Origin of the sequence: Streptococcus sp. HMSC066E07, assembly GCF_001814695.1 — a bacterium.
Classification (GTDB): domain Bacteria; phylum Bacillota; class Bacilli; order Lactobacillales; family Streptococcaceae; genus Streptococcus; species Streptococcus hominis.
In genome coordinates, this window is record NZ_KV817430.1 from 1 (window position 1) to 20,357 (window position 20,357).

Genomic DNA, 20,357 nt, shown 5'->3' on the forward strand with positions numbered 1-20,357 from the left:
CAACTTTGTTGCACTTGACTTGACAATTGGGAATACTTATTTTTTACACAACTACAAAATATAATTATCAAATTTAGGAAAATCTTGTTTAAGAATACAATATATTATAGTTAGTATAAACTGCTATATAATTCCTTAGTGTTATAGGATGATAGGAGGAAAAATATTATGCGTGATAATCATCTTCATACTTACTTTTCTTACGATTCAGATGCTGATTTCAGAGATTATTTGGAACATTACGATGGTGAAATCGTGACGACTGAACATCTGGATTTATCTAATCCCTATCCGTATGATGCAGGCTCTCCTCACGATGATATTCCTGATTATGAGTCTTATTCTAGAAAAATAGCTGCTCTCAATCGGAAATATGGAAATCGAATCAAAAAAGGAATTGAGATTGGCTATTACAGACCACGAAAGAAAGATATTTTAGCTTTTTTGGAGAATAAAGATTATGATTTGAAACTTTTATCTGTTCATCATAATGGGAAATTCGATTATTTAGAAAAGCCTGTTTTGCAATTTGATAAAATGAAGTTTATTCCAACGTATCTAAAAGAAATGGAAGAAGCTATTGAGAGTATTTCAGCTCATGTTTTGGCTCATTTTGACTATGGTTTTCGCAAGTTTAATGTGACAGTTGAAGAACTAAAAAACTTTGAAGCTCAACTTCGTGCCCTCTTTCAAAAAATGATAGATTACAGCTTAGCTTTTGAACTGAATTGCAAGTCAATGTATCTCTATGACCATGAAGATATTTATATTTATGCCCTGTCTTTGGTGAAAGAATTGGGCGGAACAAAGTATTCTGTTGGCTCTGATGCCCATACGTTAGAACATTTTCGCTTGAATTTTGACCGCATTAAGCAAATCCTAACAGAATTTGACATAGACGAAGGGATGTTGCTATAAAAAAGGGGTTAGAACAAAAAGTTCTTAACCTCCCATTATATTTGTTTTAGATTACAAGGTGTAGTAGTTCTCAGACATGGAAATATCATAACAAATATTCATATTCTCTGATAATTAAACCATTTTCGAACTCAAAAATATCACAGGATAGTTGACCAAAATCATTTTGGAGAATGGTGACAATCCGATTTTCGTTAGTTGAAAAAGTATGCAAGCAGGAAAATTGAACGTTGCTATGATGATAGGCTTGCTGAATCTTCAGAAGATAATCGTCTATTCCATGAATGGTTGAAACTTCTTGCCCATGCAATTCCCAGGTAATATCAGAATGTAAAAAACTTTGGTACGTTTCCCAGTCTCTTTGATTTTCTGCTTGAAAGAATAAGGTTAGTTTTTCTAAATTTGGCATCAATCGCCCCTTTAATGAAACAACTTTTCCCAAAAAGAAGGCCTCTTTTCTACTTTTTGAGATGAATCTGCTTGGAAAAATTCAGAAAATTGGTTAGCAATTTCTTTTTCATCTATTTCTACTGGATGATCACTATGAATGACTAAACCAAATGGAGAATTCTTGCAGTTACTAGACACGATTGTTGCTTTGCAACCCAGATCTTTTGCTATTTTTAAGTAAAAAATTTGATATTGACTATGAACCTCAGGTGATATTTTCACAGTTACAGGCTGATAGTCCAAGATAATCTTTTGTAAAATCTCTTTAAAGTGGTCGTGGATGGGAGCGCTGTTAGCTTCATCAATACTACATTCTGCAATGACCCGTTCTTCAAATGTTTCTAAAAATTTTCTTTGCTCATCGGGATTTAATTTTAATCCCCCTTGAGATTTTTCCATTATTGCTTTATTTATATCTGTCATAAAGTTAGTATAACATACTTTTTTGAAATTTATCCAAGAAATATTCGGAAATATAAAACGCTTACACGGAAAATTATCGTAAATTTCATAGAAAGACACGATTTTTCCTTGAAAAAAACCGATTTTTAAGGTATGATAGGAATGTAAATAAAATAACTCAAAGGAGAGTAAAAAATGTCAATTATTACTGATGTTTACGCTCGCGAAGTCCTAGACTCACGCGGTAACCCAACACTTGAAGTAGAAGTTTATACTGAATCAGGTGCTTTCGGACGTGGTATGGTTCCATCTGGAGCTTCTACTGGTGAACACGAAGCAGTTGAACTTCGTGATGGTGACAAATCTCGTTACGGCGGTCTTGGTACACAAAAAGCTGTTGACAACGTAAACAATATTATTGCTGAAGCAGTTATTGGTTATGACGTTCGTGATCAACAAGCTATTGACCGTGCAATGATTGCACTTGACGGTACTCCAAATAAAGGTAAATTGGGTGCAAACGCAATTCTTGGTGTATCTATTGCTGTAGCACGTGCTGCTGCTGATTACCTTGAAATCCCACTTTACAGCTACCTTGGTGGATTCAATACTAAAGTTCTTCCAACTCCAATGATGAACATCGTCAACGGTGGTTCTCACTCAGATGCTCCAATCGCTTTCCAAGAATTTATGATTGTTCCTGCTGGTGCCCCTACATTCAAAGAAGCTCTTCGTTGGGGCGCTGAAATTTTCCATGCTCTTAAGAAAATCCTTAAATCTCGTGGTCTTGAAACAGCTGTTGGTGACGAAGGTGGATTTGCTCCTCATTTTGACGGAACTGAAGATGGTGTAGAAACTATCCTTGCTGCTATCGAAGCTGCTGGTTATGTTCCTGGTAAAGATGTATTCCTTGGATTTGACTGTGCATCATCAGAATTCTACGATAAAGAACGTAAAGTTTATGATTACACTAAATTCGAAGGTGAAGGAGCTGCAGTTCGTACAGCTGACGAACAAATCGAATACCTTGAACAGTTAGTTGATAAATACCCAATCATCACTATCGAAGATGGTATGGATGAAAATGACTGGGAAGGTTGGAAGAAACTTACTGAACGCCTTGGTAAGAAAGTACAACTTGTTGGTGATGACTTCTTCGTAACAAACACTTCTTATCTTGAAAGAGGTATTAACGAAGGATGTGCTAACTCAATCCTTATTAAAGTTAACCAAATCGGTACTCTTACTGAAACATTTGATGCTATCGAAATGGCAAAAGAAGCTGGTTACACTGCCGTTGTATCACACCGTTCAGGTGAAACTGAAGATTCAACAATTGCTGACATCGCAGTTGCAACTAACGCTGGACAAATTAAGACTGGTTCATTGTCACGTACTGACCGTATTGCTAAATACAACCAATTACTTCGTATCGAAGACCAACTTAGTGAAGTTGCTGAATACCGTGGTTTGAAATCTTTCTATAACTTGTCAAAATAATTCAGTTATAATATGAATCGGCTAGTTCTGCTAGCCGATTTTTTCTTTAATAATATTGGTAACTTTTAGGAGGGCGATATGGACAAGATTGAAGAACTGGCTCAGATCATTCAAAGTAGCCAAAATATTGTATTTTTTGGTGGTGCGGGTGTTTCAACTGAATCTGGTATTCCGGATTTTCGAAGTTCTAATGGGATTTACAATATTGAGTTAAACCAGCATTTTACAGCAGAGCAATTAGTTTCACATACGATGTTTGAACGTTATCCAGAACAGTTTTTTGAGTTTTACAAGAAATATCTTATTTATCCTAATGCTAAGCCAAATGTAGCCCATAAATATTTAGTTTATCTAGAAAAGTTAGGGAAATTAAAAGCAATTGTTACACAGAATATTGATAGTTTACACGAGAGGGCAGGAAGCAAGAACGTATTAAAAATTCATGGTAGTGTGGACCGAAATTTTTGTACCAATTGTCATCGTTTTTATGACTTAGAGGATTTTTTGAAATTGCCTGGAATCATTCCTTATTGCGAGACTTGTGGTTGTGTAGTTAAGCCAGATGTGACTCTTTATGAGGAACCGTTAAATATGGAAGTTTTTTCTCAAGCTATTCAGGCTATCAATCAAGCTGACCTACTTATCATTGGCGGAACATCGCTAGTTGTTTATCCAGCCGCTAATTTGGTTCATTATTTTCAAGGACGGCACTTAGTTGTAATCAATAAAAACAATATAATACAAGATAGTCAAGCTGACTTAGTTATCAAGGGCAAGATTGGAGAAGTGCTGGGTAAGGTATGGAAAGTAAAAGGATAGTCATTATCAGATCAAATGATGGTTTCAATCATGTGCTTAGCTGTATTTTTTAGAGATGGTAGATTAGAAAATGTCCTTTATAATGGAAATTTTAGAAAATGTCCTTTATAATGGAAATTTTTAAAAATTTCCATTATAATAGACAAAAAGAGGTGAAAAGATGATGTACATTGCTCTTATTGGAGACATTATTAAATCAAAAAAAATACAAGATCGAGCGCAGGCACAACAGCAATTGTTGCAATTGATGAAAGAGTTGAATCAGCAATATCAGAAATATTTAATTTCTCCCTTTACGGTCACAGCTGGCGATGAATTTCAAGCTTTGTTTTTACCAAATTCGGATATGTTTCAAATCATGGAGCAACTTTCTATGTCATTTGCTCCTTATGAAATTCGATTTGGGATTGGTGCTGGAGATATGATTACAGAAATTAACAAAGAACAAAGCATTGGTTCTGACGGTCCGGCGTATTGGCTGGCGAGAGAAGCGATTAACTATGTTCATGACAAGAATGACTATGGCATCAATCACATTTCGGTTTCTTTGGCAGACGAAGAAGTCGGTCAGACAATCAATGCTATTTTAGCTGCATGCTCTTTTATTCAGTCCAAGTGGACAGATATCCAATATGATGTCCTCAAACAATTACTAGCTGAAAATATATACGATGAAACATTTTCGCATAAAGAAATGGCAAAACTACTTGGTATCACTCCGAGTGCTTTCAACAAACGTATCAAGGCGAGTGGGTTAAAAATTTATCTCAGAAATAAACGAGTTGCGATGAACTTGATGTTAAATGCGATAGAGAAGGAGGCGAAACATGTCTAATTTGTGGGGATTTTCAGACTATTTTGTACAACATCCAATCTTGTTGTTAACCTTATTGGCACATGTTTTAGCTGATTTCCAATGGCAAAGTCAAAAAATGGCAGATTTAAAATGTCGAAAGTTACCTTATTTATTGCTGCATTTAGCCATTGTTTTTCTGCCGTTGCTGATTTTGAGTATCTTTTTCCCGAAAAATATTATTTACTTTGCTGCTGTTTGGATTAGTCATGTAGTTATTGATTTCTTGAAATACAGGCTCAATACGTTTATAGAAATAAAGAGACTCACAAAGCAAGTTTTCATCATTGACCAAGTCCTTCATTTTATTTGCATTTTTCTATTTTATGCTTTATTGGCCAGCAAAATCAATCCACAATGGCTGAAAAATGGAGCGTCAGTTGCTCAAACCCTTCTTTTCTTAGCAATCGTTGGCAAGCCTGTTAATATTTTATTTAAGCTTTTCTTCAGTAGGTATCAGTCAAAGGGAGATAACCAAGACACTATAGCAGGTGCAGGGGCGATGATTGGGATTTTAGAGCGTTTTATTATGGCTTTGTCTCTTATATTTGGGCAGTTTGCTTCCGTTGGCTTAGTCTTTACTGCTAAGTCAATCGCACGATATAATAAGATTTCAGAAAGTCAGTCCTTTGCAGAATACTATCTTATCGGCTCACTTTTTAGCATGATTAGTGTGCTAGTTGTTTTTGGTTTGCTATATTTGTAATATAAAAACTGTAGTTTAGTGATTGACTACAGTTTCGTTATATTATTGAATCTCATAGCCCATGAGGAGACCATTTTCTTCAGCGTAAAAACTGCACAAGCCAGAAGTCGGGATGACTTCAATAACAGCTTGTGGGAATCTTTCACGAACCATTTCGGAAAATTGCTGGCAAAACTTAAGATTATTTCGATGAGCAATAATGATTTGTCCACCGGCATAGCCTGCCTTGATGAGTTCATCAAAAGCTGCGATTAGTGACTTTTTAGCACCACGCGCCTTTTGAAGCAACTCCAACTTGCCGTCTTGACTGGCTTCGCCTACCATACGAATATTCAGTAATCCTACAACGGCTCCAAGCAACTTGCTCAGTCGTCCATTTTTGACTAGATTGTCAACTTTTGCAAGAACGAAAAGTAACTTCGTCTTTGCTTGATAGGCTGTAATTTCTGTTACAACCTCTTCATAACTTAGCCCTTGACCGATGAGAAGATTAAGATTTTTGATAATCAAATCATTTTCACCGCCAGCAGAAAGAGTATCAATAATATGGATATTCACGTTAGGATGTTCTTCAATATAGAGTTTTTTAGCCACTTGTGCGCTATTATGGCTTCCTGATAAGGTTCCTGTAATAGTGACCACAAAAATATTTGAAGCTCCATCAAAAGCTTTCATATAATCATCTGGACTAGGACAGGCAGACTTTGAAGCCGAAGAAGTGGCATACATTTTTTCCATCATATCATCAATATTGAGCTGAGCATTATCTATAAAGATTTCATCACCTACTTGAATGGTCAAAGGAACACTTTCAAACAAGGTGTCAACAGCAAGGTTTTCGATAGTTCTATAATCACAGCCTGAATCAGCTACAATTTTCCAAGTCATTGCATTCTCCTTTAGTTGAGTAGTAAACTAGTTAGACATTGACAAAAGTTTTGTCTTTTTTTACAATTATATCATGAAACTTCTGCTTTAGAAAGCCTTTACAGTCGGTTGTTACACGTAGAAAGAAAATGTTATGTCGGAACGTAAAATATCGAAAAAATCTTTAGAAAATCTAAAAATATCAAATCAGGAATCCAATCGCATTACAAAAGAATCCTTAGAAATTTCGCTATTGCAATTATTGGAAAAGAAAGAGTTGACCAAAATTACTATTTCTGAATTAGTAGAGAGGGCAGGCGTTTCACGTGCAGCTTTTTATCGAAATTATGATTCAAAAGAAGAAATTTTACAAGAGATTTTCCAACGAACAGTACAAAAGATTACCAATAAATTGGAACAATTCAATATGAGAACCGAGCTTTATCAAGTGTGGCTGTTCTTGTTTAAAGAAGTCAAAAAAGAGGCACGAATCCTTAGTTTAGCAGTGGATTACAATTTAGAAAAACTGTTGACAAGTGCTGTGTTTGATTTCTTGGAAAAACAAAATAGCTCTAGAAAAGAGGCTTCGACTTACATGAATTCCTTTTGGAGTTCGGCGGTGGTTTCTGTCTTAATCAAATGGACAAAAGACGGCATGAGGGTTCCGGCAGAAAAGATCGCATCGCTCGGACTTCCGCTTTTTCCACATCGAAAAAATGATAAAATGAGTGATAAATAAAAAAGAAGGTGACAACATGGTTACAAAAAGATTGGCTTGGGACGAATATTTTGCAGCACAAGCGCTCTTGATTGCAAATCGCTCAACCTGCAAACGAGCAAGCGTTGGTGCGGTTATTGTAAAGGATAATAAAGTTATTTCAACAGGATATAATGGATCCGTTTCAGGAACGGAGCACTGCATCGATCACGAATGCCTGATAGTCGATGGGCATTGTGTGAGGACTTTACATGCAGAAGTAAATGCGATTTTGCAAGGTGCAGAGCGCGGGATCCCGAAAGGATTTACTGTTTATGTCACGCATTTTCCTTGTCTCAATTGTACGAAACAGCTTTTACAAGTTGGTTGCAAGCGAGTGGTTTATATCAATCAATATCGTATAGATGATTATGCGCGTTATTTATATAGCGAAAAGAAAGTTGAGCTAGTACATCTGCCAATCGAAAAAGTGAAAGAGGCAATCTCGGAGACTGATTTAATATAACTTTTAAAGTGTGACTTTTGTTTTCTATGAATAAAAGGAAAGAAATTATGATAGAAGAACAACTTCAAAAAGCCTGGCAAGCATTGTTTGACGGGCAATATCAGCTTGCCAAGCAATTTGTTTATCAAATAGACCAAGATAGTTATAGTACGCTGAATTTAAAAGCTTATATTGCTTTAGAAGAAAAGGATTTTCAGTTGGCTCGTCAGTTTTTAAAAGACTACTATGCTCAGGCTATGTCTGAAAAGAATCTAGAAGAACAACATATAGGCTTGCATCAATTAGCTATGGTCGAACGAGAAGAAGAACATTTTCAAAAAGCTTATGACTTGATAATGACAGAAGCTGCAATTATTGCAAAGCATTTCCCTGATGATGTCTTAAAGACATCAGTCAATTTGTACGAACAGGGGTATTTACAATTCAAACTTGGAAATATTCATCTTGCAGAGAAACTTTTACAAGAAACATTAAATTTAGCATTGCAGACAGATGACTTCGTCAATCATGCTTGTGCTTATCGTGGCTTGGCTGAGGTAATGCTAGCTAAGGGAGATATAAAAATGGCTAAATCTTATGCTCAAAAAGCACTGGCGTGTTTTGAAAAAGCAGGTGATACCGTTGGAGCAGCAGGACTGAAGGACTTAATGACACAGATAAACTCACAAGATAGAAGGTTGTAGATAATGTTTGTGAAATAAGATATTCTAATGTAAAAGTTAGAATATTTTTCTTTTTATGATAATTTTAGCGAACGATGAGATAAAGCTTGCTAAATAAGGTTTTATTTTACCAGACAATCTTGTATAATAGAATCAAAAAATAATAAAAGATGATTGATTATGAAGAAGAACAAATTCATTATCCCAATTTTGTCAACATTGCTAATTGCTCCAGCAATTTTAGCACATCAGGTTTCTGCTGATGCTGTAGATCCAGCTACTTCAACAGCACCTGTAGAGCAAGTAGAAGCTCCTAAAGAAAATCAGTCGGTTGCACCTACGACCGCTCAAGGAGATTCAGCAGTTTCGTCTGCTACTGAAGTTTCCACAGAGAAAGTAACAGAAAAGAGCGAGAACAAACAAGTTGAAACTTCTGTAACTCCAGCAGATTCTACAACTCCGGCAAATCAAGCTGTTGTTTCGCCCACAGCTCAATCCGAAAAGGATACAGTTATTCTTCATACAAATGATGTACACGGTCGTATTGTAGAGGAAAAAGGTGTCATTGGCGATGCTAAATTAGCAGCTGTCATTGAGCAAGAACGTGCAAAGATCAATCAAACAACACTTGTTGTGGATGCAGGCGACGCTTTTCAAGGGCTTCCGATTTCCAATAGCTCAAAATGAGAAGAGCGCGCGAATATTTTAAATAAGATTGGCTATGACGCAATGGCGGTCGGAAATCATGAATTTGACTTTGGTTTGGATGAGGTGAAAAAATACAAAGAAATTTTGAAATTTCCTCTTCTTAGTGCCAATACTTATGTCAATGGAGCGCGTCTTTTCCAAGCTTCTACGATTGTTGATAAAGACAAGAATGTTGTGGGAGATGAATTTGTGGTTATTGGGGTGACAACGCCAGAAACTGCAACAAAAACACACCCACGCAATGTTCAAGGGGTTACGTTTACAGATCCAATTTCAGAAGTCAATAAAGTCATTGAAGAAGTGGAATCTCGTGCGAAAGCGGAAGGTAAAACTTACAAACATTATGTCATTTTGGCGCATTTGGGTGTAGATACGACGACACCAGTTGAATGGCGTGGTTCTACCTTGGCAGAAGCATTATCAAAAAATCCTTTGCTCAAAGGGAAACGTGTGACGGTGATTGACGGGCATTCACATACTGTAGAATCAGTAACCTATGGAGACAATGTTACTTATAATCAAACAGGTAGTTACTTGCATAATATCGGAAAGGTAACATACAAATCTGGTCAAATCCTAGGAAACCCACAGCAAATATCAGCTGATTCAGTGAAAGGAATTACTCCAGATCCAGCTATTCAGCAATTGGTCAATAAAATCAAAGAGAAATATGACCAAGAAAACGCAAAAGTGGTCGTTGCTAATAGCCCGGTTGAGTTAAATGGTAATCGAGAAAATGTCCGTGTGCGGGAAACCAATCTTGGAAATGTCGTAGCAGATGCGCTCTATGAGTACGGACAAACAGGATTCAGTCATAAGACAGACCTTGCTGTAACTAACGGCGGCGGACTTCGTGAAACAATTGCGAAAGGAAAACCAATCACCAAAGGAGATATCATTGCTGTTATACCATTTGGCAATACGATTACTCAAATAAAAGTAACTGGGCAAAACATCGCAGACATGTTTGCTAAGTCTTTAGGCTCTATTTTACAAGAAAAAGACGGCAAACCAGTCCTAGATGAAAATGGTCAACCGCTACTTGAACCAAGTGGTGGCTTCCTTCAAGTTTCTGGAGCAAAAGTTTATTATGACACAACCTTGCCAGCTGATAAGCGTATTCTTGGCATTGAAATTAAAAATCCTGAAACAGGAAAATATGAAAAATTAAATCTCACAAAAACTTATTATCTTACAACCAATGATTTCTTAGCTGCAGGTGGTGATGGTTATAGTATGTTGGGCGGGGCTCGCGAAGAAGGTCCTTCAATGGACGTTGCTTTTGCAGACTATTTGACAAAAACAGACTTAACAGCTTATGCGGTTGTCAATCCTAATTCACGGACTATTTCAATCTCGACTGCACAATACAAGAAACTTCAAGAGCAAGCTGCTAATCAAGTGAAGCCAAATGAAACTGGACAAAAAGAACTTGTGCCAGCAGTTCAAACAAATACAGCTCAAAGAACGGCGACTATTCCAGTCAATGTACACAAACAATTTGTGACTTCAGGTCAAAAGAGCTTGCCAGAAACAGGTACAACAGATACTACCTTTATCAGTTTACTTGGCTTTGTTGTTGGACTTTTAGGATTATCCAGATTTAAAAAAGCTCACAAAGAATAGAATAAAAGGAAGCTAAGATTTTTTATCCTAGCTTCTTTTATTTCTGTTTAGGTTGTTGTTTTGTGATATTCAATCCGAAAGGAATAAGGTTTTCTTGTTTCATCCGAATCCGATGAATATTATCTTTGTGCCGAATGATAATGATGAGCGCTAGTACGAGCACAATCATGGTAAAAAGCACATCGTAATGCGGCAATAGAAAGCCAAATAGTGGAAAAAAGACAACTCCCAAAATGGCAGAGGTAGCAGCTGTCACACTCGAAAAGGAAATCATACTGGTCAGATATAAGCAACTGAAAAAGATGATAGCTAAATAAGTGAAGAAAGTAGGTGAAAATCCAAGAATGACGCCTGCGCTAGTTGCTACGGCTTTACCACCTTTAAATTCTGCAAAAATGGGGAAAGTATGCCCAAGAACGGCTAAAAGTCCAAAAACGAGAGGAGAAATACCGTTGATATGAAGGAAAAGAGGCAATAGCGTCGCAAATGTTCCTTTAAAAAAGTCAAAAATAAAGGTGATGATGCCTGCTTTTTTTCCAAGGACACGAAAGGTATTGGTCGTCCCTGTATTTCCGCTGCCGTATTCGCGGAGATTTTTCTTGTAAAATACTTGTCCAATCCAAAGCCCAGCAGGGATTGAACCAATCAAATAAGCTACTATCAATGTAAAAACTATCTTTATCATGTTTTTATTATACCATGAATTTTGATTTTGATAGTTGAACGACCAGAAATATTTTATAAAATTTGTCTAGGCTGAAAAAATGGTGGTAAGAAGCAGAAAGAATACACTATTTTCTAAAAATCTTTGCAAAATTCACTAAAAACTTGTAAGATAGAAAGGATGAATGATTCAGGAGGTTCCTTGTGGTAAAAAAGGAAATCAATATTAACAATTACAATGATGATGCCATTCAAGTATTAGAAGGGTTGGATGCAGTTCGGAAGCGTCCTGGTATGTATATCGGATCAACAGATGCAACTGGGCTTCACCATTTGGTCTGGGAAATTGTTGACAATGCAGTCGATGAGGCTCTGTCTGGCTTTGGCGACAAGATTGACGTGACCATTCACAAAGACGGGAGTTTGACTGTGGCAGACCACGGTCGGGGAATGCCAGTCGGTATGCACGCTATGGGAATCCCAACAGTAGAAGTTATCTTTACGGTGCTTCACGCTGGAGGTAAGTTCGGTCAGGGCGGTTACAAGACCTCTGGGGGTCTCCACGGTGTTGGTTCTTCTGTGGTCAATGCGCTGTCTAGTTGGCTGGAAGTTGAAATCACACGTGACGGAACGATTTATCGGCAACGATTTGAGCAAGGTGGGAAACCTGTTACCAGTCTGGAAAAGATTGGCAAAGCTCCCAAATCAAAAACGGGCACAAAAGTGACCTTTATGCCTGACGACACGATTTTCTCAACGACAGATTTCAAATACAATACCATTTCGGAGCGGCTCAATGAATCAGCCTTTCTCTTGAAAAATGTTCACCTTTCTCTGACAGATGAGCGAACGGGTGAGTTTGTTGATTTTCACTATGAAAATGGGGTGCAGGACTTTGTCAGCTACTTGAACGAAGACAAGGAAACCTTGACGCCGGTCCTTTATTTTGAAGGAGAAGAGGGCGGTTTTCAAGTGGAAGTGGCTCTCCAGTACAATGACGGCTACTCGGACAATATCCTTTCTTTTGTCAATAACGTCCGCACTAAGGACGGTGGAACGCACGAAACGGGGCTTAAATCTGCTATTACCAAGGTCATGAATGACTATGCGAGAAAGACTGGTTTGCTGAAAGAAAAGGATAAAAATCTGGAAGGTTCTGACTACCGCGAGGGCTTAGCGGCTGTTCTTTCTATCTTAGTGCCAGAAGAGCATTTGCAGTTTGAAGGGCAGACCAAGGACAAGTTGGGCAGTCCGCTTGCTCGTCCTGCGGTGGATTCGATTGTGTCAGACAAGTTGACTTTCTTCCTCTTGGAAAATGGGGAATTGGCGTCTAATCTCATCCGCAAGGCGATTAAGGCAAGAGATGCGCGCGAGGCAGCCCGTAAGGCGAGAGATGAAAGCCGAAGTGGCAAGAAAAACAAGAAAGACAAGGGACTTTTATCTGGAAAACTAACGCCAGCTCAGTCTAAAAATCCAGCAAAGAATGAGCTCTATCTAGTCGAAGGAGATTCAGCAGGGGGCTCTGCCAAGCAAGGACGCGACCGGAAGTTTCAAGCAATTCTGCCCCTGCGCGGTAAGGTCATCAATACCGCTAAAGCTAAAATGGCAGACATTCTCAAAAATGAAGAAATCAACACCATGATTTACACCATTGGTGCAGGTGTCGGTTCGGACTTCTCCCTCGAAGATGCCAACTACGACAAGATCATCATCATGACCGATGCGGATACGGACGGCGCCCATATCCAGACGCTCTTGCTGACCTTCTTTTACCGCTACATGCGTCCACTCGTAGAAGCGGGGCATGTCTATATCGCCCTGCCCCCTCTTTATAAAATGTCCAAAGGCAAAGGCAAGAACGAGGTTGTCGAGTATGCTTGGACGGATGGTGAGCTGGAAGACCTGCGCAAGAAATTTGGCAAAGGTGCCATGTTGCAGCGCTACAAAGGGCTGGGGGAAATGAATGCCGACCAGCTCTGGGAAACCACTATGAATCCTGAAAACCGCACCCTCATTCGCGTCACCATTGACGACTTGGCCCGTGCTGAGCGTCGCGTCAATGTCCTCATGGGCGACAAAGTCCCACCACGCCGTAAATGGATTGAAGATAACGTCAAGTTTACGCTGGAGGAGAATACGGTGTTCTAGATTATGGAGAGAATATGGGAAAAAAGCAAGGTAAAAAGAATTCGTTAGAGAATCAACGACAGGAATTGTTGAAGTCTGAAAGTAAAAAGTTTCAGAGGATGGAGAAAACTAACCTTAATGAGTATAGAGTAACTCTTACTAATCCAATTGAAATTAAAAAAGATAAGGTGGGATTATGGTCCAAAATTAAATCTGAATTGACGATTGGGCTATCCATTGTAGCTTTGTTAGTTTCCGGTTTTAGTGTCTATAAAACAAATAAAAGAAATGATTATCTTGAGACCACAAACTTTAATATTGTTCAAAATTTTTGGCAAGAACATCCAAGTTACACACTATACAATGAATCACAAAAACCGTTAACTTCACCACCACAACCCAGCTACTACCTATATATCCCTGCTAAGTTATACTATATATTTAAGGATGGGAAACGATACTCAAGTCTAATCCTGTTACCCGTTTCCTACGAAAATGTTATTTCGCAAACAAGTACGGGGAAAACTATTGATGAAATTGAGACTTCAGTACTTTCTAAAAACTTTTATGGGAAGTTGGGAAATCGAGATTTACGAAGTAAAATTTATGGGAAACCGGGTAAGGATAATGTCGCATTTGAATTGCGGGTGTATCCCTTTTTGGCAATTGCAACTTATATAGAATATTCTTATAAAGATAATCCTAAAAAGATTATGACCGAAAAATTTATTACGACACCTTGGAATAAGGAGAAGTTGACAGATGATAGATTTTTAGATTTAGAAAATTATACTAGAAATATTGCACACTTTCCGGAGAATGAGGTCGTTGTTAAAGGGAATGAGAATGTATATGATTCAGCATTTAAATATTTAGAATCCCAATTTAATAATTTGCTTCCGATGTTTTTTTCTGGATTTAGAACAGAAGAAGACCAACAAAGATTTTATGCGCTGATAGGGACTAAGTGGGATATGACATATGACCCCGATAAAGATATAGCAGAGTATGCCAAACCAAGTAGAAATAATTTTAATTCTCTAGGAAGAAAGCTATCAGATAAAGTTATTCCAGCAAAGGATCCTTTATATCCAGATTACTAAGAAGGTATAAGGTATCGAAAAGTGAAGCTCTCACTGTCCGAAATTCGGACAAGCTCGTTAGAGCAAAAGTAAAGTCATTCAACTTTCGGACAAGCGACTTTTTAGTAAATCCCGATTGTTCTTTTTTCGGACAATAGTTTTTGGAACAAAAGACGAACGTTCTAATTTCGGACGAACGGTTTTTGAGTAAAAAGCCTTTTCCGAAACTGAATAATGTAAAAATGACATGAAATAGATTAGAATTTAAAAGAATTAGGAGAAAATAATGAAATTGACATACGGAATCACTACATTGGACACGAAAGCTCTGGATAAAAGTGAATTTTCCCAGCTCATGACCGAGTCGAAAGAGGCGATTGCTGCTTTTAACAAGGCGCACAAGGTTGAAAGTATTTATACGAGCAAGCTGGAAGAGATGAGCCAGCATTTGGCTAAGTTTCAGGAGGGGCTTCATCAGACGAAAGCTAGTCGCTTGGTGACCAGTTTGGACCAAGCCGACCACGAGCGGGACGATGCCTTGGGGACGCTAACTGCTTTGGTGCGGGCATTTTCACGGGTCAAGGAGACTGCGACCAAAGAAGCCTACGACACCTTGGCAGGCTTGCTGAAAAATTACGCAGGGATTGCGGCTGCCAACTATGAAAAAGAGACAGAGGGCATCAATCACCTGCTCCAAGAGTTGAAGAAATCAACCTATCAAACGGCGCTGGCAAAACTGCACTTGGAAGCTCATGTGGAAAATTTGATGACTGCGCAAAAGCGGTTTGAAGAAGCCTATAAGGAGCGCTTGACCGAGTTGAAAGGCAAAGTGCCTAGCCAAAGCAAGCAACTCCGCATTCAGCTACAAGAAATCTACGATTTCCTGCTGGATTTCACTGCTATTATGACCTATGCCTACCCAGAAAGAAGCCACTATGCAGATCTTCGCGACCACCTCAATACCATTCGCAGCCGCTACAAAAAACGCAAAGCGGTTAAGAAAGTGAAAGAAGCGATCTAGCAAAAAGGTAGGTACTTCCATGAGAACTGAAAGTGAAATGTTGGATTTGATTTTACAAACCGCAAAAGTGCTAAAAGTCGATGCTGTTGCCATGTCCGGCTCGCGGACAAATCCAGATGCTCCCAAGGACGAGTTTCAAGACTATGATGTGGTCTACATTGTGGATAATTTGGATAGACTGGTAGCTGACCTTGCTTGGTTGGAGCAGTTTGGCGAGCGCATTATTGAGCAGCATAATGTACTTGCGCATCGCCGGCTCTACTTGATGCTCTTTGAAGATGGTAATCGGATAGATTTGACCCTTTGCCCTAAGGAGCATATCAAAGAATGGGTGGATAGCGAAGCAGACTTTATGGTGTTGGACGACCCACAGGAACTTTTTCGACCCTATACCCCCACTCCCAAACGCTATTGGACAAAACCAGCAAGTGCGGATGATTTTGCAAAATCGTGCAATGAATTCTGGTGGGTTTCAGCCTATGTTGTCAAGGGGATTCAGCGTCAGCAATTTGTGTATGCGGTGGATCATCTCTATGGTATCTGTCAGAAAGAATTGCTGAAATTATTGGCTTGGCAAGTGGCAGAAGAAAAGGGAGTGATTGATGTCGGCAAAAACTACAAGTATCTGTTTCAGTATTTGCTCGCTGAGAAGGAAGAAGAATTTGCCACTTTGCTTGATTTTTCTGATAAAGAAAGCCTCATCCAGTCTTTACTGTCTACGCAGCAATTTTTTCACAAAGAAGCTCAGGTTTTCTCTCTCAAGACTGGTTTTCCTTATGATAAAGAAACTGCAGAAAAAATGATTCAGTACACTAAAGAAAAACTGAATCTAAGAAAGTTATAATCCACTTTGCTCATTCATAAGAGATGCCTCTTACATCAGGGAGCATTAAAAAAGAAAATTACAGAAAGGATAGTTTGGTTGTATAGCAACTGAACACGGGACTAAGACTTAGAAAAAAAGATAAATCGGTTGGAGTTCATCGAACCCTGCATCGATTTCCTATTTTTCTACAGAAATTTTCGGCAAGCCGAAACGTCCCTTTGTATCTTATGAGTAACATTCAAAATATGTCCTTGGAGGACATCATGGGAGAGCGTTTTGGACGCTACTCCAAATACATCATTCAAGAGCGGGCTTTGCCCGACATTCGTGACGGACTCAAGCCCGTGCAGCGTCGGATTCTTTATTCGATGAATAAAGACGGTAACACCTTTGACAAGAGTTACCGCAAGTCTGCCAAGTCTGTTGGAAATATCATGGGGAATTTTCACCCGCATGGTGACAGCTCCATTTACGACGCTATGGTCCGTATGTCTCAGGACTGGAAGAACCGTGAGATTTTAGTGGAGATGCACGGAAATAACGGTTCTATGGACGGCGATCCGCCAGCCGCTATGCGGTACACCGAGGCTCGCCTGTCTGAGATTGCGGGCTACTTGCTCCAAGACATCGAAAAGGACACTGTGCCTTTTGCTTGGAACTTTGACGATACAGAGAAAGAACCGACCGTATTGCCTGCTGCCTTTCCAAATCTTTTGGTAAATGGGGCGACGGGGATTTCTGCTGGGTATGCGACGGACATTCCGCCTCACAATCTGGCTGAAGTCATCGATGCGGTGGTTTATATGATTGACCACCCCAAAGCCAAGGTTGACAAACTCATGGAGTTTCTGCCAGGGCCTGACTTCCCAACGGGAGCCATTGTGCAAGGGCGTGATGAGATTAAGAAAGCCTATGAGACTGGAAAGGGTCGCGTTGTCGTGCGTTCTCGGACGGAGATTGAAAAGCTCAAAGGTGGCAAAGAGCAGATCGTTGTGACAGAGATTCCTTATGAGATTAACAAGGCTGTTCTGGTCAAGAAGATTGATGATGTTCGGGTCAATAGCAAGGTAGCTGGTATTGCAGAAGTGCGGGATGAGTCTGACCGCGATGGGCTTCGTATTGCCATTGAGCTGAAAAAGGATGCCAATACCGAGCTGATTTTGAATTATCTCTTTAAATATACGGATTTGCAGGTCAATTACAATTTTAACATGGTGGCGATTAATCATTTCACGCCTCGTTTGGTGGGAATTGTGCCGATTCTGACTAGTTACATTGCCCACCGAAAAGAGATTATTCTGGCGCGTAGTCGATTTGACAAGGCCAAAGCAGAGAAGCGCCTGCATATCGTAGAAGGCTTGATTCGAGTGATTTCGATTTTGGATGAAGTGATTGCGCTCATTCGTGCATCGGAAAATAAAGCTGATGCCAAGGAAAATCTCAAGGTCAGCTATGATTTTACCGAAGAGCAGGCAGAGGCTATTGTCACTCTCCAACTCTACCGCTTGACCAATACAGACGTGGTAATTCTGGAGGAAGAGCAGGCGGAATTACGCGAAAAAATTGCCATGCTCTCAGCCATTATCGGTGATGAGCGGACCATGTACAATCTCATGAAGCGCGAACTCCGCGAGGTCAAAAAGAAATTTGGCAATCCTCGTCTTAGTGAATTGCAAGATACGGCTAATGCCATTGAAATTGATACGGCTAGTCTGATTGTGGAAGAAGAAACCTTTGTCAGCGTCACTCGTGGCGGCTACCTCAAACGCACCAGTCCACGTTCTTTCAATTCATCAACGGTTGATGAGGTCGGCAAGCGAGATGACGACCGTCTGATTTTTGTCAGCTCGGCGAAAACCACTCAGCACCTTTTGATTTTTACCAATCTTGGAAATGTCATCTATCGACCGATCCATGAACTGGCAGACATTCGCTGGAAAGAAATCGGGGAACACCTCAGCCAGACCATTACCAATTTTGAGACGAATGAAGAAGTACTTTATACAGAATTGGTTGATAGTTTTGATGAGGGAACTTATTTTGCGGTAACAAAGCTAGGACAAATCAAGCGTGTAGAGCGAAAAGAATTCAGCCCTTGGCGCACCTATAAGTCCAAGTCTGTTAAATTTGCTAAATTAAAAAATGAAGACGACCAAATTATCACACTTTCTCCAATCAAGCTAGACGATGTTATGCTAGTGACCCAGAACGGCTATGCCTTGCGGTTTAATATTGAAGAAGTGCCAGTTGTGGGTGCTAAAGCAGCAGGTGTCAAAGCTATCAATCTCAAAAAAGATGATGTCTTAGCAGCAGCTTTTATTGCCAATACTGATTCACTTTATATCTTGACCCAACGTGGAGCGCTCAAGCGAATGGCAGTTGCAGATATTCCTGTGACCAGTCGAGCAAATCGTGGCTTGCAAGTGTTGCGCGATCTGAAGTCCAAGCCACATCGTGTTTTCCAAGCAGGTCCTGTTTTTGGAGAGCAGCCTGCAGAACTAGACCTCTTTAGTTCAGATCATCCAACAGCAGAAGAAGAGCAGATTCTTTCTATTGTTTCTAACAAAGGAACGACTTACCAAGTGAATCTTGCTGACCTCGGTTTGTCTGAAAGAACTAGCAACGGTAGCTTTATCTCTGATACTATTTCAGATGAAGAAGTGTTCTCTGCGAATCTTAAATAATTGAAAATCAGTCCAAGCGGCTGATTTTTTGTTCGGTTATAAACTGAAATTAAAAAATTTTCAGAATTTTGCAAAAAACTATTGAAAATATCTAAAAATAGTGTAAAATAAAAATCATAAAATTAAAAAGGAGAATGTTATGTCAGTAAATCTTGATTGGGAAAATCTTGGTTTTTCCTATATGAAATTGCCTTATCGTTATCTTGCTTATTATAAAAATGGTCAGTGGGAAAAAGGAGGATTGACTGAAGATGCAACTCTGCACATGTCTGAATCATCTCCTTGCCTTCATTACGGTCAACAAGCCTTTGAGGGAATGAAAGCTTATCGCACGAAAGACGGCGGCGTACAGCTATTTCGTCCAGATCAAAATGCAAAACGTCTGCAACACACCTCAGACCGTCTCTTGATGCCACAAGTTCCGACTGATATGTTTGTTGATGCTGTGAAGCAAGTGGTTCGTGCCAATGAAGAATACGTTCCACCGTATGGAACAGGAGGAACCCTTTATATTCGTCCGCTATTGTTAGGTGTTGGTGACATCATCGGTGTTAAACCAGCAGATGAATACATTTTCACCGTGTTTGCTATGCCGGTTGGAAATTACTTTAAAGGGGGCTTGACTCCGACAAACTTTATCGTTTCTGACAAGTATGACCGTGCTGCTCCTTATGGAACAGGTGCTGCTAAAGTCGGCGGTAACTACGCAGCAAGCTTGCTTCCAGGGCAAATGGCTCACGAAAAGAAATTTTCTGATGTCATTTATCTAGACCCTGCCACTCATACGAAGATTGAAGAAGTGGGGTCTGCAAACTTCTTTGGAATTACCAAAGACAACGAATTTGTAACACCATATAGCCCATCTATCCTGCCTTCTATCACAAAATATTCTCTTCTATATTTAGCAGAACATCGTTTGGGCTTGAAAGCTATCGAAGGAGATGTACCAATTGATGATTTGGATCGTTTTGCTGAAGCAGGGGCTTGCGGTACAGCAGCGGTCATCTCTCCAATTGGTGGTATTCAGCACGGTGACGATTTCCATGTCTTTTACAGTGAAACAGAAGTTGGACCTGTCACTCGAAAACTTTATGATGAATTAACCGGTATTCAATTTGGTGATGTTGAAGCACCAGAAGGCTGGATTGTCAAAGTTTAGAAATTTTTGAAGCTATCTCACCGTTGGGGTAGCTTTAGTTTCGCATATTGCTTGCTAGTTT

Annotated in this window: 18 protein-coding genes and 1 pseudogene; 15 read left to right on the forward strand and 4 right to left on the reverse strand. The window is 39.4% G+C overall.

Features of this window, described 5'->3' with window-relative positions; all coding sequences use genetic code 11:
• Positions 1 to 168 precede the first annotated feature (168 nt).
• Positions 169 to 918: a PHP domain-containing protein gene (locus tag HMPREF2984_RS03005; RefSeq protein ID WP_049533381.1), complete on the forward strand. Its 750-nt coding sequence runs from the start codon at positions 169 to 171 to the stop codon at positions 916 to 918.
• 85 nt (positions 919 to 1,003) lie between these two features.
• Here HMPREF2984_RS03005 and HMPREF2984_RS03010 read toward each other — a convergent pair whose 3' ends face one another.
• On the reverse strand, positions 1,004 to 1,327 hold the full coding sequence (locus tag HMPREF2984_RS03010; protein ID WP_049533383.1) for a nuclear transport factor 2 family protein: 324 nt from the start codon (positions 1,325 to 1,327) through the stop codon (positions 1,004 to 1,006).
• 11 nt (positions 1,328 to 1,338) lie between these two features.
• Entirely contained in the window at positions 1,339 to 1,791 is a 453-nt protein-coding gene (locus HMPREF2984_RS03015; protein WP_049533382.1) for a DUF1694 domain-containing protein, read from the reverse strand.
• 174 nt (positions 1,792 to 1,965) lie between these two features.
• On the opposite strand from HMPREF2984_RS03015, the gene eno reads away from it, so the two are divergent.
• The 4 genes from eno (at position 1,966) to HMPREF2984_RS03035 (ending at position 5,648) form a co-directional block, all read left to right on the forward strand.
• Entirely contained in the window at positions 1,966 to 3,270 is a 1,305-nt protein-coding gene (gene eno / locus HMPREF2984_RS03020) for a surface-displayed alpha-enolase (RefSeq protein WP_059220770.1), read from the forward strand.
• Positions 3,271 to 3,348: 78 nt separating this feature from the next.
• Positions 3,349 to 4,089, forward strand: coding sequence for an NAD-dependent protein deacylase (locus HMPREF2984_RS03025; protein ID WP_059220768.1), 741 nt, complete (start codon positions 3,349 to 3,351; stop codon positions 4,087 to 4,089).
• 160 nt (positions 4,090 to 4,249) lie between these two features.
• A complete protein-coding gene (locus tag HMPREF2984_RS03030) occupies positions 4,250 to 4,924 on the forward strand; it encodes a SatD family protein (protein ID WP_049533379.1) in 675 nt (224 codons plus the stop codon).
• Positions 4,917 to 5,648, forward strand: coding sequence for a DUF3307 domain-containing protein (locus tag HMPREF2984_RS03035; protein ID WP_003042928.1), 732 nt, complete (start codon positions 4,917 to 4,919; stop codon positions 5,646 to 5,648). Before HMPREF2984_RS03030 ends, HMPREF2984_RS03035 begins: the two co-directional genes overlap by 8 nt.
• A 42-nt stretch (positions 5,649 to 5,690) precedes the next feature.
• On the opposite strand, the gene HMPREF2984_RS03040 is transcribed toward HMPREF2984_RS03035, so the two are convergent.
• Positions 5,691 to 6,536, reverse strand: a complete 846-nt coding sequence (locus HMPREF2984_RS03040; RefSeq protein ID WP_059220766.1) for a DegV family protein — start codon at positions 6,534 to 6,536, stop codon at positions 5,691 to 5,693.
• A gap of 133 nt (positions 6,537 to 6,669) precedes the next feature.
• On the opposite strand from HMPREF2984_RS03040, the gene HMPREF2984_RS03045 reads away from it, so the two are divergent.
• The 4 genes and pseudogenes from HMPREF2984_RS03045 to nt5e all read left to right on the forward strand — a co-directional run bounded on the left by HMPREF2984_RS03045 (position 6,670) and on the right by nt5e (position 10,734).
• On the forward strand, positions 6,670 to 7,254 hold the full coding sequence (locus tag HMPREF2984_RS03045) for a TetR/AcrR family transcriptional regulator (protein WP_049533376.1): 585 nt from the start codon (positions 6,670 to 6,672) through the stop codon (positions 7,252 to 7,254).
• Between the two features lie 16 nt (positions 7,255 to 7,270).
• Positions 7,271 to 7,738 (forward strand): deoxycytidylate deaminase, encoded by a 468-nt coding sequence (locus HMPREF2984_RS03050; protein ID WP_003042919.1) that lies wholly within the window; start codon positions 7,271 to 7,273, stop codon positions 7,736 to 7,738.
• A gap of 47 nt (positions 7,739 to 7,785) precedes the next feature.
• On the forward strand, positions 7,786 to 8,421 hold the full coding sequence (locus HMPREF2984_RS03055) for a tetratricopeptide repeat protein (RefSeq protein WP_070670413.1): 636 nt from the start codon (positions 7,786 to 7,788) through the stop codon (positions 8,419 to 8,421).
• A gap of 159 nt (positions 8,422 to 8,580) precedes the next feature.
• A pseudogene (nt5e, locus tag HMPREF2984_RS03060) lies at positions 8,581 to 10,734 on the forward strand (cell surface ecto-5'-nucleotidase Nt5e).
• Positions 10,735 to 10,771: 37 nt separating this feature from the next.
• On the opposite strand, the gene plsY reads toward nt5e, so the two are convergent.
• A complete protein-coding gene (plsY, locus tag HMPREF2984_RS03065) occupies positions 10,772 to 11,419 on the reverse strand; it encodes a glycerol-3-phosphate 1-O-acyltransferase PlsY (RefSeq protein WP_070670417.1) in 648 nt (215 codons plus the stop codon).
• A 182-nt stretch (positions 11,420 to 11,601) separates the two neighbouring features.
• Here plsY and parE point away from each other — a divergent pair, with 182 nt between their 5' ends.
• From parE to HMPREF2984_RS03095, 6 genes are all read left to right on the forward strand, one after another.
• On the forward strand, positions 11,602 to 13,545 hold the full coding sequence (gene parE / locus HMPREF2984_RS03070; RefSeq protein WP_070670420.1) for a DNA topoisomerase IV subunit B: 1,944 nt from the start codon (positions 11,602 to 11,604) through the stop codon (positions 13,543 to 13,545).
• Between the two features lie 14 nt (positions 13,546 to 13,559).
• Entirely contained in the window at positions 13,560 to 14,627 is a 1,068-nt protein-coding gene (locus HMPREF2984_RS09710; protein ID WP_070670423.1) for a hypothetical protein, read from the forward strand.
• A gap of 265 nt (positions 14,628 to 14,892) precedes the next feature.
• On the forward strand, positions 14,893 to 15,627 hold the full coding sequence (locus tag HMPREF2984_RS03080) for a DUF6261 family protein (protein WP_070670428.1): 735 nt from the start codon (positions 14,893 to 14,895) through the stop codon (positions 15,625 to 15,627).
• A 19-nt stretch (positions 15,628 to 15,646) separates the two neighbouring features.
• Positions 15,647 to 16,471: an aminoglycoside 6-adenylyltransferase gene (locus HMPREF2984_RS03085; protein ID WP_070670430.1), complete on the forward strand. Its 825-nt coding sequence runs from the start codon at positions 15,647 to 15,649 to the stop codon at positions 16,469 to 16,471.
• Between the two features lie 209 nt (positions 16,472 to 16,680).
• Positions 16,681 to 19,137, forward strand: coding sequence for a DNA topoisomerase IV subunit A (gene parC, locus HMPREF2984_RS03090; protein ID WP_070670433.1), 2,457 nt, complete (start codon positions 16,681 to 16,683; stop codon positions 19,135 to 19,137).
• 121 nt (positions 19,138 to 19,258) lie between these two features.
• Positions 19,259 to 20,296 carry a branched-chain amino acid aminotransferase gene (locus HMPREF2984_RS03095; protein ID WP_083312541.1) on the forward strand — a complete coding sequence of 346 codons (1,038 nt, stop codon included), beginning with the start codon at positions 19,259 to 19,261 and terminating at the stop codon, positions 20,294 to 20,296.
• Positions 20,297 to 20,357 lie beyond the last annotated feature (61 nt).

Excerpts from the sequence above, each read along its gene's own strand:
- HMPREF2984_RS03005 (WP_049533381.1), top strand. The coding sequence starts at position 169 with ATGCGTGATAATCATCTTCATACTTACTTTTCTTACGATTCAGATGCT.
- HMPREF2984_RS03010 (WP_049533383.1), bottom strand. The coding sequence starts at position 1,327 with ATGCCAAATTTAGAAAAACTAACCTTATTCTTTCAAGCAGAAAATCAA.
- HMPREF2984_RS03015 (WP_049533382.1), bottom strand. The coding sequence starts at position 1,791 with ATGACAGATATAAATAAAGCAATAATGGAAAAATCTCAAGGGGGATTA.
- eno (WP_059220770.1), top strand. The coding sequence starts at position 1,966 with ATGTCAATTATTACTGATGTTTACGCTCGCGAAGTCCTAGACTCACGC.
- HMPREF2984_RS03025 (WP_059220768.1), top strand. The coding sequence starts at position 3,349 with ATGGACAAGATTGAAGAACTGGCTCAGATCATTCAAAGTAGCCAAAAT.
- HMPREF2984_RS03030 (WP_049533379.1), top strand. The coding sequence starts at position 4,250 with ATGATGTACATTGCTCTTATTGGAGACATTATTAAATCAAAAAAAATA.
- HMPREF2984_RS03035 (WP_003042928.1), top strand. The coding sequence starts at position 4,917 with ATGTCTAATTTGTGGGGATTTTCAGACTATTTTGTACAACATCCAATC.
- HMPREF2984_RS03040 (WP_059220766.1), bottom strand. The coding sequence starts at position 6,536 with ATGACTTGGAAAATTGTAGCTGATTCAGGCTGTGATTATAGAACTATC.
- HMPREF2984_RS03045 (WP_049533376.1), top strand. The coding sequence starts at position 6,670 with ATGTCGGAACGTAAAATATCGAAAAAATCTTTAGAAAATCTAAAAATA.
- HMPREF2984_RS03050 (WP_003042919.1), top strand. The coding sequence starts at position 7,271 with ATGGTTACAAAAAGATTGGCTTGGGACGAATATTTTGCAGCACAAGCG.
- HMPREF2984_RS03055 (WP_070670413.1), top strand. The coding sequence starts at position 7,786 with ATGATAGAAGAACAACTTCAAAAAGCCTGGCAAGCATTGTTTGACGGG.
- plsY (WP_070670417.1), bottom strand. The coding sequence starts at position 11,419 with ATGATAAAGATAGTTTTTACATTGATAGTAGCTTATTTGATTGGTTCA.
- HMPREF2984_RS09710 (WP_070670423.1), top strand. The coding sequence starts at position 13,560 with ATGGGAAAAAAGCAAGGTAAAAAGAATTCGTTAGAGAATCAACGACAG.
- HMPREF2984_RS03080 (WP_070670428.1), top strand. The coding sequence starts at position 14,893 with ATGAAATTGACATACGGAATCACTACATTGGACACGAAAGCTCTGGAT.
- HMPREF2984_RS03085 (WP_070670430.1), top strand. The coding sequence starts at position 15,647 with ATGAGAACTGAAAGTGAAATGTTGGATTTGATTTTACAAACCGCAAAA.
- parC (WP_070670433.1), top strand. The coding sequence starts at position 16,681 with ATGAGTAACATTCAAAATATGTCCTTGGAGGACATCATGGGAGAGCGT.